This is a genomic window from Nonlabens sp. (assembly GCF_965660805.1).
Lineage (GTDB): Bacteria > Bacteroidota > Bacteroidia > Flavobacteriales > Flavobacteriaceae > Nonlabens.
The window spans coordinates 1-14,635 of the sequence record NZ_CBFIBE010000048.1 but is presented as its reverse complement, the minus strand read 5'-3'; the positions used below and the strand labels follow the sequence as shown (position 1 = coordinate 14,635).

The 14,635-nt window shown below is 36.5% G+C and carries 13 protein-coding genes; 9 read left to right on the top strand and 4 right to left on the bottom strand.

The features are described 5' to 3' along the window. The 6 genes from ACTF48_RS09905 to crcB all read left to right on the top strand — a co-directional run. Nucleotides 1–334: four helix bundle protein (locus ACTF48_RS09905; protein WP_438962997.1), on the top strand; the 334-nt coding region annotated here is incomplete at its 5' end. Between the two features lie 38 nt (nt 335–372). Then, nucleotides 373–1,566, top strand: coding sequence for an acetyl-CoA C-acyltransferase (locus tag ACTF48_RS09900; RefSeq protein WP_438962996.1), 1,194 nt, complete (start codon nt 373–375; stop codon nt 1,564–1,566). Nucleotides 1,567–1,710: 144 nt separating this feature from the next. After that, nucleotides 1,711–2,091: a four helix bundle protein gene (locus ACTF48_RS09895; protein ID WP_438962995.1), complete on the top strand. Its 381-nt coding sequence runs from the start codon at nt 1,711–1,713 to the stop codon at nt 2,089–2,091. 34 nt (nt 2,092–2,125) lie between these two features. Beyond that, entirely contained in the window at nt 2,126–3,943 is a 1,818-nt protein-coding gene (locus ACTF48_RS09890; protein ID WP_438962994.1) for an acyl-CoA dehydrogenase family protein, read from the top strand. A gap of 108 nt (nt 3,944–4,051) precedes the next feature. Next, the gene (locus tag ACTF48_RS09885) at nt 4,052–4,888 is read left to right on the top strand and encodes a mechanosensitive ion channel family protein (protein ID WP_438962993.1); all 837 of its coding nucleotides are present in this window, start codon (nt 4,052–4,054) and stop codon (nt 4,886–4,888) included. Between the two features lie 451 nt (nt 4,889–5,339). Beyond that, complete coding sequence (crcB, locus tag ACTF48_RS09880; RefSeq protein ID WP_438962992.1) at nt 5,340–5,705, top strand: fluoride efflux transporter CrcB; 366 nt, start codon at nt 5,340–5,342, stop codon at nt 5,703–5,705. A 144-nt stretch (nt 5,706–5,849) separates the two neighbouring features. On the opposite strand, the gene ACTF48_RS09875 is transcribed toward crcB, so the two are convergent. Further along, a complete protein-coding gene (locus ACTF48_RS09875; protein WP_438962991.1) occupies nt 5,850–6,350 on the bottom strand; it encodes a DUF805 domain-containing protein in 501 nt (166 codons plus the stop codon). A gap of 285 nt (nt 6,351–6,635) precedes the next feature. Here ACTF48_RS09875 and ACTF48_RS09870 point away from each other — a divergent pair, with 285 nt between their 5' ends. Further along, a complete protein-coding gene (locus ACTF48_RS09870) occupies nt 6,636–7,388 on the top strand; it encodes a class I SAM-dependent methyltransferase (protein ID WP_438962990.1) in 753 nt (250 codons plus the stop codon). Nucleotides 7,389–7,456: 68 nt separating this feature from the next. Here ACTF48_RS09870 and ACTF48_RS09865 read toward each other — a convergent pair whose 3' ends face one another. Then, nucleotides 7,457–10,135, bottom strand: coding sequence for a DNA gyrase/topoisomerase IV subunit A (locus tag ACTF48_RS09865; RefSeq protein ID WP_438962989.1), 2,679 nt, complete (start codon nt 10,133–10,135; stop codon nt 7,457–7,459). 60 nt (nt 10,136–10,195) lie between these two features. Next, nucleotides 10,196–12,058 (bottom strand): DNA topoisomerase IV subunit B, encoded by a 1,863-nt coding sequence (locus ACTF48_RS09860; RefSeq protein ID WP_438962988.1) that lies wholly within the window; start codon nt 12,056–12,058, stop codon nt 10,196–10,198. 305 nt (nt 12,059–12,363) lie between these two features. Here ACTF48_RS09860 and ACTF48_RS09855 point away from each other — a divergent pair, with 305 nt between their 5' ends. After that, nucleotides 12,364–12,897 carry a histidine phosphatase family protein gene (locus ACTF48_RS09855; protein ID WP_438962987.1) on the top strand — a complete coding sequence of 178 codons (534 nt, stop codon included), beginning with the start codon at nt 12,364–12,366 and terminating at the stop codon, nt 12,895–12,897. A 1-nt stretch (nt 12,898) separates the two neighbouring features. Beyond that, on the top strand, nt 12,899–13,126 hold the full coding sequence (locus tag ACTF48_RS09850; protein WP_438962986.1) for a VF530 family DNA-binding protein: 228 nt from the start codon (nt 12,899–12,901) through the stop codon (nt 13,124–13,126). A 40-nt stretch (nt 13,127–13,166) separates the two neighbouring features. Here ACTF48_RS09850 and ACTF48_RS09845 read toward each other — a convergent pair whose 3' ends face one another. After that, nucleotides 13,167–14,372 (bottom strand): T9SS type A sorting domain-containing protein, encoded by a 1,206-nt coding sequence (locus ACTF48_RS09845; RefSeq protein WP_438962985.1) that lies wholly within the window; start codon nt 14,370–14,372, stop codon nt 13,167–13,169. Nucleotides 14,373–14,635: the final 263 nt, after the last annotated feature.

Sequence of the window (14,635 nt, the reverse complement as noted above, 5' to 3'; positions counted from 1 at the left end):
AAAAATTTGGGAGAAAGGAATTGAACTAGCGATACAGAGCTATGAGATAACCGGTAAATTTCCAAAAGAAGAAAAGTTCGGCCTTATATCTCAAATGAATAGATGTGCAGTTTCAGTACCATCAAACATTGCTGAAGGAACTGCTAAATCTTCTGATAAACATTTTTCTATATTCTTGGAAAATGCTTTAGGGTCTTCTTTTGAATGGCAAACACAATTAATAATTGCTCATAAAATCGGATATATCAATATCGAAGATTTCAAAAACTATGAGACTAAAATAAAAGAAATTCAACGAATGATTAATTCATTCATGGACAGAATTAAGTCTTGAGTCTTGACTCTTGAATCTTGATTCAATAATCGAAGATTATGAATAAAACCGCATACATAGTAGCTGCAAAAAGAACAGCTGTAGGAAAAGCACCAAAAGGAGTTTTTCGTTTTAAAAGACCTGATGAACTCGCTGCCGAAACCATTGAGGCGATGCTAAAAGACGTTCCTAATCTTGATAAAACAAGAATAGATGATGTCATTATAGGTAACGCCATGCCAGAAGCTGAACAAGGCTTGAACATGGCACGTTTAATCTCCTTAATGGGATTAAAAATAGACGATGTTCCAGGAGTAACGGTAAATAGGTATTGCGCTAGTGGTGTAGAAACCATCGCACTTGCTACTGCAAAAATCCAATCTGGAATGGCAGATTGTATTATCGCCGGTGGTGCAGAATCGATGTCATATATTCCTATGGGTGGTTACAAACCTACACCTGATTATCGTGTTGCTAAAGCTGGAAACGAAGATTACTACTGGGGAATGGGATTAACTGCCGAGGCTGTTGCAAATGAATTCAAAGTATCTCGTGAAGATCAAGATCAGTTTGCTTACAATTCACATCAAAAAGCACTAAAAGCTCAAGCCGAAGATCGTTTTCAAGATCAAATCGTTCCTATTAATGTCGAAGAAACCTACTTAAATGAATCTGGGAAAAAAGAAACTCGAACCTATACGGTGACTAAAGATGAAGGTCCACGAGCTGATACTAAATTAGAGGTTTTAGGAAAACTACGTCCGGTATTTGCCGCTGGTGGTTCTGTTACTGCTGGTAACTCCTCACAAATGAGTGATGGTGCCGCAATGGTATTAGTAATGAGTGAAGAAATGGTGAAAGAATTAAACCTAGAGCCTATCGCACGCATGGTCAACTTTGCTGCCGCTGGTGTACCACCTAGAATTATGGGAATAGGTCCTGTAAAAGCCATTCCTAAAGCATTAAAACAGGCTGGTCTTACCTTAAACGATGTAGATATGATCGAACTTAATGAAGCTTTTGCATCACAATCACTTGCTGTAATCCGTGAACTAGGATTGAATCCAGATATCATCAATCCTAATGGTGGTGCTATTTCACTAGGTCATCCACTAGGTTGTACAGGAGCTAAATTAAGCGTGCAATTATTTGATGAGATGCGCAAGCAAGAAATGAAAAACAAGTACGGACTGGTAACCATGTGTGTAGGAACGGGTCAAGGCGCTTGTGGAGTTTATGAGTTTTTAAAATAGTGGTTAGTAGTTAGACCGCTACGCTTTTGGTAATTAGACTGTTGAACATTATTAATTAAATAAATGAAATAAAAAACTGCCTTATTCAAGAGAGCTATGTGTATTTCGCTTTAGCTAAAGCGGAATAATATTAAAACTAAAATTATGCATCAATTTGAAAAATTAAAAGTTTGGCAAAAGGCAATGGATTTAGTTGTGGACGTTTATAAAGCGACTGAAACATATCCAAAAGAAGAAAAGTATGGTCTTACATCTCAAAAGAGAAGAAGCGCTGTATCCATCCCATCAAATATTGCAGAAGGTTCTGGTCGTAATTCTAACCAGCAGTTTAATTATTTTTTAGGTGTTGCATCTGGCAGTACTTCTGAGTTAATCACCCAAACATTCTTATCCAAAAGATTAGAATTAATGAACACAAGTACCATGAGAAATATCGTAGACCAATGCGTCGAAGTAAGTAAAATGAACCTAGCATTACAAAAAACACTAAGTAAAAAAAATCTCAATACTAACAGTAAGCGATAGCTTACGTACTAAATACTAAATACTAAATACTGCTATGAACACAGATAAAATAAAAACAAACCAAAGCGGTATCATCCGCGGTGGACAATTCATCGTAAAAGAAACAAATCCTCAAGACGTATTCACACCTGAAGATTTTACAGAGGAACAAAAAATGATGCGCGATAGCGTTCAAGAATTTGTTGATAAGGAAATCGTACCTCATAAAGAACGTTTTGAAAAGAAAGACTACGCACTTACTGAAGAAGTAATGCGCAAGGCTGGTGAAATGGGCTTTTTAGGTATCGCCGTACCAGAAGAATATGACGGTATGGGAATGGGATTTGTCTCTACCATGCTGGTTTGTGATTATATCTCAGGTGCGACTGGTTCTATTGCCACAGCTTTTGGAGCACACACAGGAATCGGTACGATGCCTATTACTTTGTATGGAACTGAAGAACAGAAGAAAAAATACGTCCCTAAACTAGCTACTGGTGAGTGGTTTGGTGCCTACTGTTTAACAGAACCTGGAGCTGGATCTGATGCAAACTCTGGTAAAACAAAGGCAGAACTTACCGCCGACGGAAAACACTATAAAATCAATGGTCAAAAAATGTGGATCTCAAATGCAGGTTTTTGTAATGTATTTGTGGTTTTTGCCCGTATAGAAGATGATAAGAACATCACTGGATTCATCGTAGAAAATGATCCTAGTAATGGTATTTCTATGGGTGAAGAAGAACACAAACTAGGGATTCACTCCTCTTCTACCCGTCAGGTATTTTTTAACGATTGCATGGTTCCTGTAGAAAATATGCTTGCTGGTCGTGGTGAAGGATTTAAAATCGCCATGAATGCCCTTAACGTAGGTCGTATTAAACTAGCAGCTGCCTGTCTAGACGCACAACGCCGTGTGATTACACTAGCTACTAACTACGCAAATGAGCGCGAGCAGTTCAAAACACCGATTGCAAAATTTGGCGCGATTAGAAAAAAACTAGCCGAAATGGCAACTAATGCCTATGTGGGAGAAAGTGCCTCTTACCGTGCTGCAAAAGATATCGAGAATCGTATTCATATCCGTCAGGCTGATGGTGACGCTTTCGCGAAAGCGGAATTAAAAGGAGTTGAAGAGTTTGCTATAGAATGTTCCATCCTAAAAGTGGCCGTGTCAGAAGATATGCAACACTGTAGCGACGAAGGGATCCAGATTTATGGAGGAATGGGCTTCAGTGCTGATGCACCTATGGAGTCTGCGTGGCGTGATGCTCGTATCTCAAGAATCTATGAAGGAACTAACGAGATCAATCGCATGCTCGCCGTAGGAATGCTAGTGAAAAAAGCAATGAAAGGTCATGTAAATTTACTAGAACCAGCCATGGCTGTAGCGACAGAACTGACTTCTATCCCATCATTTGACATTCCTGACTTTTCTGAACCGTTAAGCGAAGAAATGGATATGATTAAGAAACTGAAAAAGGTATTCTTAATGGTAGCAGGAAGTGCGGTTCAAAAATTTGGAACTGAACTGGAGGAAAACCAGCAGTTATTACTAGGCGCATCAGACATCCTAATTGAAATCTACATGGCCGAAAGTGCTATACTACGCACTCAAAAGAACATTGCGAGATTTGGCTTAGAAACTCAAAAAGAACAAATCGCTATGTCTCAATTCTATTTATACAACGCTGTAAAAATCGTTCAACATAGAGCTGAAGAAGGTATCTCTAGTTTTGCTGAAGGTGATGAACAACGCATGATGTTGATGGGACTAAAACGTTTCACAAAGTACACGAATCTACCGAATATAGTAGGTTTAAGAAATATGATCGCAGATAAAGTCACTGAAAAGAACCAATATCCATTCTAGACTTTAAACATATTACAGAATTGAAATCTATATAAATTTAACGTGAGTTTAAGATGTAGGAAAAAGATATACTTATTACTTTTGCCCACTAAATTATAAAGAACAACCATGCAATCAACAACAGTAGAAGATATTACAAACAGCTTTGATAAAGAGACCATAATAGGATATGTCCTAGATTATGGAGTTCCTGTACTTAAAGCCATTATTATCTATATCATAGGTGCTTTTTTAATTAAAAAGGCAGTGAAGTTAGTAGGTAAAATGATGGATAAACAAGACTATGATATTACTTTAAAAAAGTTTTTAATGAATCTAGTTTCTTGGGGTTTAACCATTTTACTATTAGTCACAGTAGCAGGAACCTTAGGTGTAGAAACCGCAAGTTTTGCAGCGATTCTTGCAGCAGCTGGTCTGGCAGTAGGACTGGCATTACAAGGTTCGTTATCTAACTTTGCTGGTGGTGTTTTAGTACTACTTTTTAAACCTTATAAAATAGGTGATGTAATAGAAGCACAAGGAGAACTAGGAGTCGTAAAAGAAATAGATATTTTAGTAACAAAGTTACTGACTCCACAAAATAAACTAGCCATAATACCTAATGGACCTATGGCAAATGGAAACATTGTTAACTTCACCTCAGAAGGAATCATGAGAGTAGATACGACGGTAGGCATAGGTTATGACGAGGATATGAAAAAAGCAAAAGATGCTCTACTAGAAATGTTAGTTTCTAATCCTAAAGTACTTAAAGATCCTGCTCCTTCTGTAAACGTAAGTGAACTAGCAGATAGCTCTGTAAACCTTGTAGTAAGACCTTTCTGTAAAACAGAAGATTATTGGGATGTATATTTCTGGACCGTAGAAAACACAAAAATTACACTAGATAAAGAGAACATTGAGATCCCTTATCCTCATGCAGTAGAGATTAAAAAAGAAGCTTAATACATTACTTTCTTTTTCAATTGTTTTAAAGCCAGTCTATTTAGATTGGCTTTTTTTATTTTCGCTTTGGCGAAAGCGTGTTCACAACAATTTTATGAGGTCATTAACTCCTTGCTAAGTATGTTATACCAAATTGAATTTATGAAGGCATTATAAATACAAAATCCAAACAATTTAACATAGGTTAATTAAATGTCAATATTTTAATGAAAATGAGCAAAAAAATACCCTTTAAGGGGTATTTTTTAAATGGTGACTATCTACTACCTTAGTGCAAAGTTATGAATGTGATAACAGCTGTTATTATTCTATAACAATTTTAGGGGAAAGAAAGTCCTGATAAGACTTTCTAATTTACGGTCGGGAGAAATTCCGACCGTTTTTTTATACATAATTGTATCTTTGAATAAACATATCATTTCCTAAATGAAAGATTTACCTATTTATACTCATGATTAAACAACTTATTTTAGTCTTTATAGGTGGTGGATTGGGTAGCGTACTGCGCTTGTTGTTCTCGCTATGGATTAACTCTGAGAATTTCAAATGGATGCCCACACTTAGTGTTAATATTCTAGGATGTTTCCTTTTAGGTTTATTTCTAGCGTACTCAGATAAGGAGTTCATGAATAGTTCGAGCTATATTCTTTTAGGAGTAGGTTTTTGTGGTGGTCTCACCACTTTTTCAACATTTTCACTGGACCTTTTTAAACTTACTTCTAGCTCTGAATATGGTAACGCTATGCTGTATATATCCCTAACTATAATTCTAGGTTATGCGGCAGTTTATGGTGGTTACCATTTAATAAAACAGTAATTTGAGCTTTAAGTATTCCATTAATAAAGCCTTCTTTTAATTAAAAAAGAAGGCTTTAAAATTTACCTATAAATTCTCTATCAATCTTACTTCATCCTCTATGGTATTATTTATTAAAGGAATGAATTGATATAAGTAAAGGTATTAATTAAAGTTACTCGAGTTAAAGTCATCATTACCTATTCCCTTAGGATTACCACCCCATTGATTAGGGCCTGGTTTGCTATCTTCTATAAACCAAATAAGCAGTATAATCCCTCCTACAAATGGAATAAGAGATATGAGATAACTCCATCCACTACGACCTGTATCATGCAATCTTCTCACTATTACAGCCATAGTAGGTATTATGGAAATAAAAAACCATAAAACAAATAATATAAGTAAAATAACCGCACCAGCCTCTTGATTTCTTCCTGCTGTAAACGGTAAAGACAGCATTACGATACTTATATTTACTATAAAATTAAAAAGCTGCCAGTACCAATACTCCGATCTACGTGCCCTACCTCTAAAGTTTGCATAATTATTAAAAACTGACTTAACAGCTTCCATCATAGTAATCTCATTATTCTCTGGCATGAAAGGCTCTCTATTACGTCGAGAGCGCAGTTCTTGTGATTGTGATAAATTGTTATCCTCCATTATTACGTTGATTAGTGATGCAATATAATAATACCTATTTAAACTAAGCGACTTAATATATCGGTTCTTTTTACCTATTTTCCCGAAAAATTATTCCTGTAGCTTGTGTTATGCAAAGAAAATCATCATAACTCAAAAAGCTTACATAGTATAACTTATAGGTATTGTCCTTTTGTGGATAATAATAAGTTGTTTAATAATTTCCCACAAAATATTTTTGTGCTTTTGCTATTTCTTTAAGTATAAGAAACCATCACAAAAGATGTTTTTAAAAAAAATAATTAGATGACAGAGTTAGAATTAATAATAGACCTACATAAAAATTCAGAAAGACAAGGTCCAGGAAGTGAAGGTGATACTTTAAAAGCACTTGAAATTTTAAATTTAAATACCGATAAAAATTTTAAAACAGCTGATATAGGTTGTGGTTCAGGTGGTCAGACTATTTCTCTTGCTAAAAACTTAAAGGGTCAAATCATTGCAGTTGACTTATTTCCAGAGTTTTTAAATGAACTCCATGAAAAGGCCAAAAAATTAGGGTTAGATGATAAAATCCTAACTTTAGAAAAATCAATGGATGCATTACCATTTCATAAAGAAGAATTAGACCTGATATGGTCTGAAGGGGCTATTTATAACATAGGGTTTGAAAACGGATTAAAAAAATGGAAAGACTATTTAAAAAAAGGAGGCTTTCTAGTTGTGAGTGAAATCACTTGGATTACCCCATCTAGACCCAATGAAATCGAAGAGTTTTGGAATGTTGAATATCCAGAAATTGACACGGCAGCTCATAAAATCAAACAACTAGAAAATAATGGTTACACACTAGTAGGTTATTTTTACTTAAATCAAGACAGCTGGGTAAAAAATTATTACCAGCCCATGCAAGAACGATTTAAAGACTTTTTAAAGCGCAACAACAATTCAGGAACAGCAAGAAAAGTAGTTGAAGATCACCAAGCTGAAATTGATCTCTATCAAAAATTCAAAGATTATTACAGTTACGGCTTTTACATAGCCAGAAAAAATGAATAGAAACTGCTGGTTCATATGATTTAAAAATCCTGCTTTAGTGAAAGCAGGATTTATATACAATTGAATCATTAAAACAAACTCGCCTGTCCTGTATCATCTATACCAGGATCTGGCTCATCACCATCTGAATTACTATCTGGCAGCTGCTTTAGGTTGGTTACCGTTGAGTGACTAGAATTCTCAGTTGCAGTAACTTCTTGTTTATCTTCTTGAGCTGGAGTGGCTTCAGGCTCCTCATAAGGTAATGGTTCTAGCCAGTTGATTTGCTTTACCTTACTCTTAGTCAACTGGTTTCCTTGAGCACTTATTCCTTTTACTGCAATAAATTCATCTAGATCCACTGCTTCATTAGGTGGTTGTTCTTTACCTCTAGGTTTATTAAATACCAGCTCTGCTACTGGTTTATAATCTGTCGCGACTACTTCTAGGTATGAACCTTCTACCTCTGGTAAAAAAGTCTCTTCTTTTTCCTCATGCTCTACTAAGAAACGCTTAACATAAAATAATTCTTTTTCACCATGGTAGTAAATAGCGCTGATAGGCTTTTCAGGAATCCACTTTTCAAGGACAATCATATCTTCATCAAAGCGTGCAGTAACATCTGGAATGATGGTTTTTAATAATCCTTTTTGATTGATAACCAGCAAGCGGTCTTCTCCTCTAAACTCACCTAGTAGTTCTCCTCTACCATCTACATTGAGACGTTGTACTGTTTCATCAAACCAAATCTTGCGCGGTTTTAAAGTGCTTACTCCTTCTTCTTTAAGCTCGACTTTTTTAATATTATACTTAGTCACTTGATTTCCTCTAGAGGCACGACCTTTAATAAGAATATCTGAAAAATCAAGATCCCATTTGAGCTTTTTAATACTTCCTTGCTGGCGCAAATTAATACTTACTACCTCTGCCTCACCATTAGGATTTGAACTAAAGTAATGTACTTGTGTACCTTTATCTGCCTTACCCATAGGATAGGCTTTATCTCTAGTGACACTGGTTACGGCAAAACGCTTGACATAACTAGGTCCTGTTTTACCATCACGATATATAACGTTATAAATGGTACGCTTATCTTTTTTCTTAAATACAGCAACATGAATAATGTCTTTACCTATAAAGGTTTTAGCACCTACCTTAGTCACCATCATGGTTCCGTCTTTGGTAAACACGATAATATCATCTATATCTGCACAGTCTGTAACGTACTCATCTCTTTTTAAAGAAGTTCCTATAAAACCTTCGGCTCTATTTACATAGAGTTTTGTGTTTCTCATGACTACCTTAGTAGCAACGATATCTTCAAAGGTCTTGATCTCTGTTTTGCGTTCTCTTCCTTCTCCGTAGTTCTTTTTAAGTGCCTTGAAGTAATCAATCGCATACTCAATAAGGTGTTCCAGATGGTGTTTTAACTGGGCAATGCGTTCTTCTAGAGCATCAATTTTTTGCTGTGCTTTATCTATGTCAAACTTAGAGATACGCTTGATACGTATTTCTGTTAGTCGAGTGATATCTTCCTCAGTAATCGCACGTTTTAAATGTACTATATGAGGTTTTAATCCTTTATCAATTGCAGCGATAACGCCTTCCCAGGTTTCTTCTTCTTCTATATCTCTATAGATTCTATTCTCTATGAAGATGCGCTCTAGTGATGCAAAGTGCCACTGCTCTTCTACTTCATCGAGTTGTATCTCTAGCTCTTGTTTTAATAAATCTACGGTATGATCTGCACTGCGGCGCAGCATCTCGGTCACACCTACAAAAAGTGGTTTATTATCCTCTATCACACAGCCTAGCGGTGAGATACTTGACTCACAATTAGTAAAAGCAAACAGCGCATCCATAGTCTTATCTGGTGAGATACCAGAATGTAAATGGATCATGATCTCCACATCGGCAGCGGTGTTGTCTTCTATTTTTTTGATTTTAATTTTGCCTTTATCGTTGGCCTTTAAAATCGAATCAATCAGCGAACTCGTATTAGTAGAATACGGAATTTCAGTAATAACGATGGTGTTTTTATCTGGCGCATGCATTTTAGCACGCACACGTACTTTTCCACCTCGTAAACCGTCATTATAATTAGTAACATCTATCTCTCCACCTGTAGGGAAATCTGGATATATGGTAAAACGTTTCCCTTGTAAATGCTTGATACTGGCATCTATTAATTCGATGAAATTGTGGGGTAACACTTTAGTACTCAAACCTACGGCTATACCTTCAGCTCCTTGAGCAAGTAGTAACGGGAATTTAACTGGTAAGTTGATAGGTTCTTTACGACGACCATCATAACTCGCTTGCCATTCCGTAATCTTTGGATTAAAAAGAATCTCCAGCGCAAACTTAGAAAGTCGTGCTTCTATATAACGAGATGCTGCTGCAGGATCACCAGTAAAAATGTTTCCCCAGTTTCCTTGCATGTCTATGAGCATGTCTTTTTGCCCTATTTGCACCATGGCGTCACTTATACTGGCGTCTCCATGTGGATGATACTGCATGGCATGACCTACTATATTTGCGACTTTATTATAGCGCCCATCATCTAAATCTTTCATAGACTGCATGATACGACGTTGCACCGGTTTAAAACCATCTTCAATCGCTGGTACCGCACGTTCCAAAATTACATAACTGGCATAATCTAAGAACCACTCTTTATACATTCCCGTGATACGGGTTATGCTTTCTGTAGGTTCTATGATTTCGCCCTTATGGATCGGTTCTAATTCTTCGTTTTCTTCACTCATTTGTTAGTTAACAGTTATCGGTTAACGGTTGTTTTTACATATCGCTTTCGCGAAAGCGTATTACATCGTATCTTCTTCAATAACATCCAGTTCCACTTTCAAATTATCTATGATAAATTCTTGTCGATCTGGCGTGTTTTTACCCATGTAGAATTTTAATAATTCCTCGATACTCATGTTATCATCCAGCATCAATGGATCTAAACGCATATCTTCTCCTATAAAATGCTTAAATTCATCAGGACTGATCTCACCGAGTCCTTTAAATCGGGTGATTTCTGGATTTCTACCTAGCTCTGCCAGTGCTGTTGCACGTTCATCTGGTGTGTAACAATATCTAGTTTCTTTCTTATTACGTACTCTAAAGAGTGGTGTTTGTAATATATAAATATGTCCTTTCTTGATCAACTCTGGAAAAAACTGAAGGAAGAATGTGATTAAAAGTAATCTAATGTGCATTCCGTCCACATCGGCATCTGTAGCGATGACTATTTTATTATACCGCAAGTCTTCCATGCTGTCCTCAATATTGAGTGCAGCTTGTAAAAGATTAAACTCTTCATTCTCATACACGATCTTTTTAGACATGTTATAAGAATTCAAAGGTTTACCACGTAAAGAAAAAACCGCTTGTGTATTTACATTACGCGACTTTGTGATCGATCCACTTGCCGAATCTCCCTCGGTAATGAATAGCGTGCTTTCTAGATTATTTTCCTTTTTACTATCGGTCAGGTGGATACGGCAATCGCGCAATTTTTTATTGTGCAAACTTGCTTTTTTAGCACGATCTTTTGCCAGTTTTCTTATACCTGATAATTCCTTGCGCTCGCGCTCTGCTTGTATGATTTTGCGCTGTATAGCGTCAGCAACATCAGCGTGTTTATGGAGGTAATTATCCAGTTGGGTTTTTAGAAAATCGTTAATAAAGGTGCGCACGGTAGGTAGGTCGCCGCCCATGTCTGTGGAACCTAACTTCGTTTTAGTTTGTGATTCAAAAACGGGTTCCATAACCTTAATGGCTATGGCGCTTACTACAGACTTGCGTATATCGCTCGCATCATAATTTTTACCATAAAACTCTCTTATAGTTCTCACCAGAGCTTCTCTAAAAGCAGCAAGGTGCGTTCCACCTTGTGTGGTGTTCTGACCGTTTACAAAAGAATGGTATTCTTCACTATACTGGGTTTTACTATGGGTAATGGCTACTTCTATATCATCAGCACGTAAGTGAATAATGGGATATAAGCGGTCAGTATCTACTATATTCTCGCTGAGCAGGTCTTTGAGTCCATTTTCTGAATAAAACTTCTCACCATTAAACATTATGGTCAGTCCAGGATTGAGGTACACGTAGTTTTTCAACATGCGCGCCACATATTCTGGGCGGAATTTAAAGTTTTTAAATATCTCACCATCAGGTACAAAGGTGATTTTAGTTCCTTTGCGACGTGAGGTCTCTTCCAGCATTTCCTGATCATTGAGCTCTCCACGAGAAAACTCTGCACTTGCACTTTTACCATCACGGTTAGATTCTACTCTAAAATAATTAGAAAGCGCGTTAACAGCCTTAGTACCTACTCCATTCAATCCTACAGATTTTTTAAAAGCACGGCTGTCATACTTACCACCGGTATTCATTTTAGACACTACGTCTACTACTTTACCTAGCGGTATTCCACGACCATAATCGCGCACGGTAACACGTTCTCCTTGAATAGAAACCTCTATGGTTTTACCAGATCCCATTACAAACTCATCTATGGAGTTATCGATCACCTCTTTAACGAGAATGTAAATTCCATCATCAGCACTAGAACCATCGCCCAGTTTCCCGATGTACATTCCAGGACGCATTCTTATGTGTTCTTTCCAGTCTAGTGAGCGTATGTTATCTTCGGTATATTGCGTATTATCAGCCATAAATCAATCTTGCAGTCTTTGGGGAAATATAGCAATATCTGTTGGGATTTCGCTTTCGCGAAAGCGAAATTAATTAACACTATTTACTCCTCGATTGTGGATAAACTTGTGTACTTGTATTTGAGTCTGAATTCTAAATTGAAACGTGGCAAAATGGTGCTTAAAGTACCCTATTTCTAGTGCGTGACTATGGCTATAAAAAAAAACTTGATCTAGGTTTACTGTGTAGAAATGGAAGTATAAAAGCGGTAATTCTATAAAATCACTGGATATATTATATCTTTCCTTTTTTTTAACAAATGATGATGCGTAAATTATTTCTTTCTCTACCGTTTTTACTCTTAATAACAGCTTGTAATACAGGACCTAAACAAGGTCAACCAGTGGATAATGAAGGGATCACTACTTTTTATTTTATAAGGCATGCAGAGAAACGGCTAGATCAAGGTAATGATCCAGAACTTACTGAAGAAGGAAAAAGACGTGCTATGGCCTGGGTCAACTACTTTTTTCTCAAAAATGTGGATCATATCATAAGCTCTGATTATAAACGTACACGGGCTACAGCAGCACCACTGGCAGCGGCACATGACATGGATGTAGAGATTTATGATGTAAAAACAGTTACTGGTCTGGAGTTACTTAAAAAGTATAGAGGGAAAACGGTAGCGCTTTACGGTCATAGCAACACGATAAACCAATATACTAACGAACTGCAAAACGATAGTGTTTATAACGCACTGGACGAGAAAGATTATGATTCTTATTTCTATGTGCGCGTGAGCGGATCTGGTAAATCCAGCGGCGTTAAGGAAACTATGGATTTTATGGAACAATAAGATGAGTCAACCTAACAATCCATTACACGGTATTAAACTAGCTCAGATCGTAGAGGATCTTGTAAACCATTATGGATGGGATGAGCTGGGCGATCGTATTAGGATCAACTCGTTTAATACTAACCCTACTATAAAATCTAGTTTAAAGTTTTTAAGACGCATGCCATGGGCACGAGAAAAAGTAGAAATTCTATGGGTAGAGACTTTTGCTAAAGGCGATGAAACATAGCTACTTGCCGTGATTTAGACCCTAATGATCATGGGTTCAATTAATTTTTAATTAATTTAAAACTTTCGCTGGACTCATCAGTATGGAAAACTTTCATAAGATAAACACCATCATTAAAATCTTTTACATCTAGTTGAACTGATTGTTCATTACCATACTTGCGGTCTAAAAGTAATTTTCCCGTTAATGAATAAAGTAAGATTTGTGAAATGGAATCGCCTTCTAAGGTTACGGAGCCCACAGTAGGATTAGGATATAGTGTGACTGCTTTACTCGATAGTTGATCTTCATTTGATAAAAGCTGCACCGTAGGACCTCCATAATAAAAATGTCCAAAATAAGCACCATTAGACTGGCTAAAATCAAAAGAAGTACTTGAAACCTCTAATCCTGTAATAACATCGATACCTGCTAGACGGCTTACATTACCTCCATTAACACCTACTCTTTTACAGTAATAAATACCATTTACTGGATCTAGCGCGCTACCTTCCAGCTCTAGGGCTATACCTATAGAGGTAGGTGAAACGGTGGTTACAGCACCTGTTATGGGGTTTATTTGAGTAAGAAACAGCTCTGCTGGATTACTGTTCCTACCTATGGCATATAGCTTTTGATTTACAGGATTAAAAAAAAGATTATTAAAATAAGCAAAATCTGTGGTATCAAATAATGGATTGTGTACCACAGCACCTGTATTTATATCTACTGATAAAATTCTGTCTTGAGAAAAAATATGATACCACTGTCTTCTTAAATCCAGAGCACTACCTGCCATGTTAATGGCACTGGTGTTTGCAAATGGTGTGGTAGAGATCGCTGTTACCACACCTGTAGTAGGATCAATTTTTGATAAATAAACACCACTACTTGCTCCACCTCGCTCGATTCCTATGATCTCTTGCGTGAGTTCATTATAAATAAAGTTTTGAAAGATGGTTCCTTGACTGGTGGTAATAGGGTTTTGATGAACCAGTGTTCCTGTATTCAAATCGATTCCTATAAGCGAATTAGAATCTGTGAAATAGTAAATATCTGCATTGGGATCTACTGTAAATGAAAAATTTGCTACTCCTACGGCATAAGAATTACTGGAAACGTCATTGATAAAGCCGTTTGACGCATCTACTGTTGCTAGATAAGTAACATTAGGGTTACTATTTCTAGAAATTCCATACAGCTGATTATTTTGAGCGCTACAAGGCAGAAAAAAAATAACGGTAATAAAAAATAGAAATGACCTCATGCTTTTTTTTTGTAAAAATAATAAGAAATCTCATTTAACGTCCTAACCTACAGTTAAATCAGATATAATTTTAACCTTTTACAGAAATTTGAGGCACTAAGTAATTATGTCAAGTACCATTAAGTGTCGTCCATCTATTCTTCTTTTTTTATATCGCCCGGTAGTAGCGAGGGAGAATGAGGCTCTTTTACTTTCTGAATCTAGGACTTTATACCAAAGGAAAAACTAACTGCACTTTATTTTTCAACATACTCTTGATAATT

What these genes read in the sequence shown, in the direction of transcription:
- ACTF48_RS09875 (WP_438962991.1), bottom strand. Translation starts at nt 6,350, where the DNA reads ATGGAGGATAACAATTTATCACAATCACAAGAACTGCGCTCTCGACGT.
- ACTF48_RS09855 (WP_438962987.1), top strand. Translation starts at nt 12,364, where the DNA reads ATGCGTAAATTATTTCTTTCTCTACCGTTTTTACTCTTAATAACAGCT.
- ACTF48_RS09865 (WP_438962989.1), bottom strand. Translation starts at nt 10,135, where the DNA reads ATGAGTGAAGAAAACGAAGAATTAGAACCGATCCATAAGGGCGAAATC.
- ACTF48_RS09885 (WP_438962993.1), top strand. Translation starts at nt 4,052, where the DNA reads ATGCAATCAACAACAGTAGAAGATATTACAAACAGCTTTGATAAAGAG.
- ACTF48_RS09870 (WP_438962990.1), top strand. Translation starts at nt 6,636, where the DNA reads ATGACAGAGTTAGAATTAATAATAGACCTACATAAAAATTCAGAAAGA.
- ACTF48_RS09860 (WP_438962988.1), bottom strand. Translation starts at nt 12,058, where the DNA reads ATGGCTGATAATACGCAATATACCGAAGATAACATACGCTCACTAGAC.
- ACTF48_RS09845 (WP_438962985.1), bottom strand. Translation starts at nt 14,372, where the DNA reads ATGAGGTCATTTCTATTTTTTATTACCGTTATTTTTTTTCTGCCTTGT.
- ACTF48_RS09900 (WP_438962996.1), top strand. Translation starts at nt 373, where the DNA reads ATGAATAAAACCGCATACATAGTAGCTGCAAAAAGAACAGCTGTAGGA.
- ACTF48_RS09850 (WP_438962986.1), top strand. Translation starts at nt 12,899, where the DNA reads ATGAGTCAACCTAACAATCCATTACACGGTATTAAACTAGCTCAGATC.
- crcB (WP_438962992.1), top strand. Translation starts at nt 5,340, where the DNA reads ATGATTAAACAACTTATTTTAGTCTTTATAGGTGGTGGATTGGGTAGC.
- ACTF48_RS09890 (WP_438962994.1), top strand. Translation starts at nt 2,126, where the DNA reads ATGAACACAGATAAAATAAAAACAAACCAAAGCGGTATCATCCGCGGT.
- ACTF48_RS09895 (WP_438962995.1), top strand. Translation starts at nt 1,711, where the DNA reads ATGCATCAATTTGAAAAATTAAAAGTTTGGCAAAAGGCAATGGATTTA.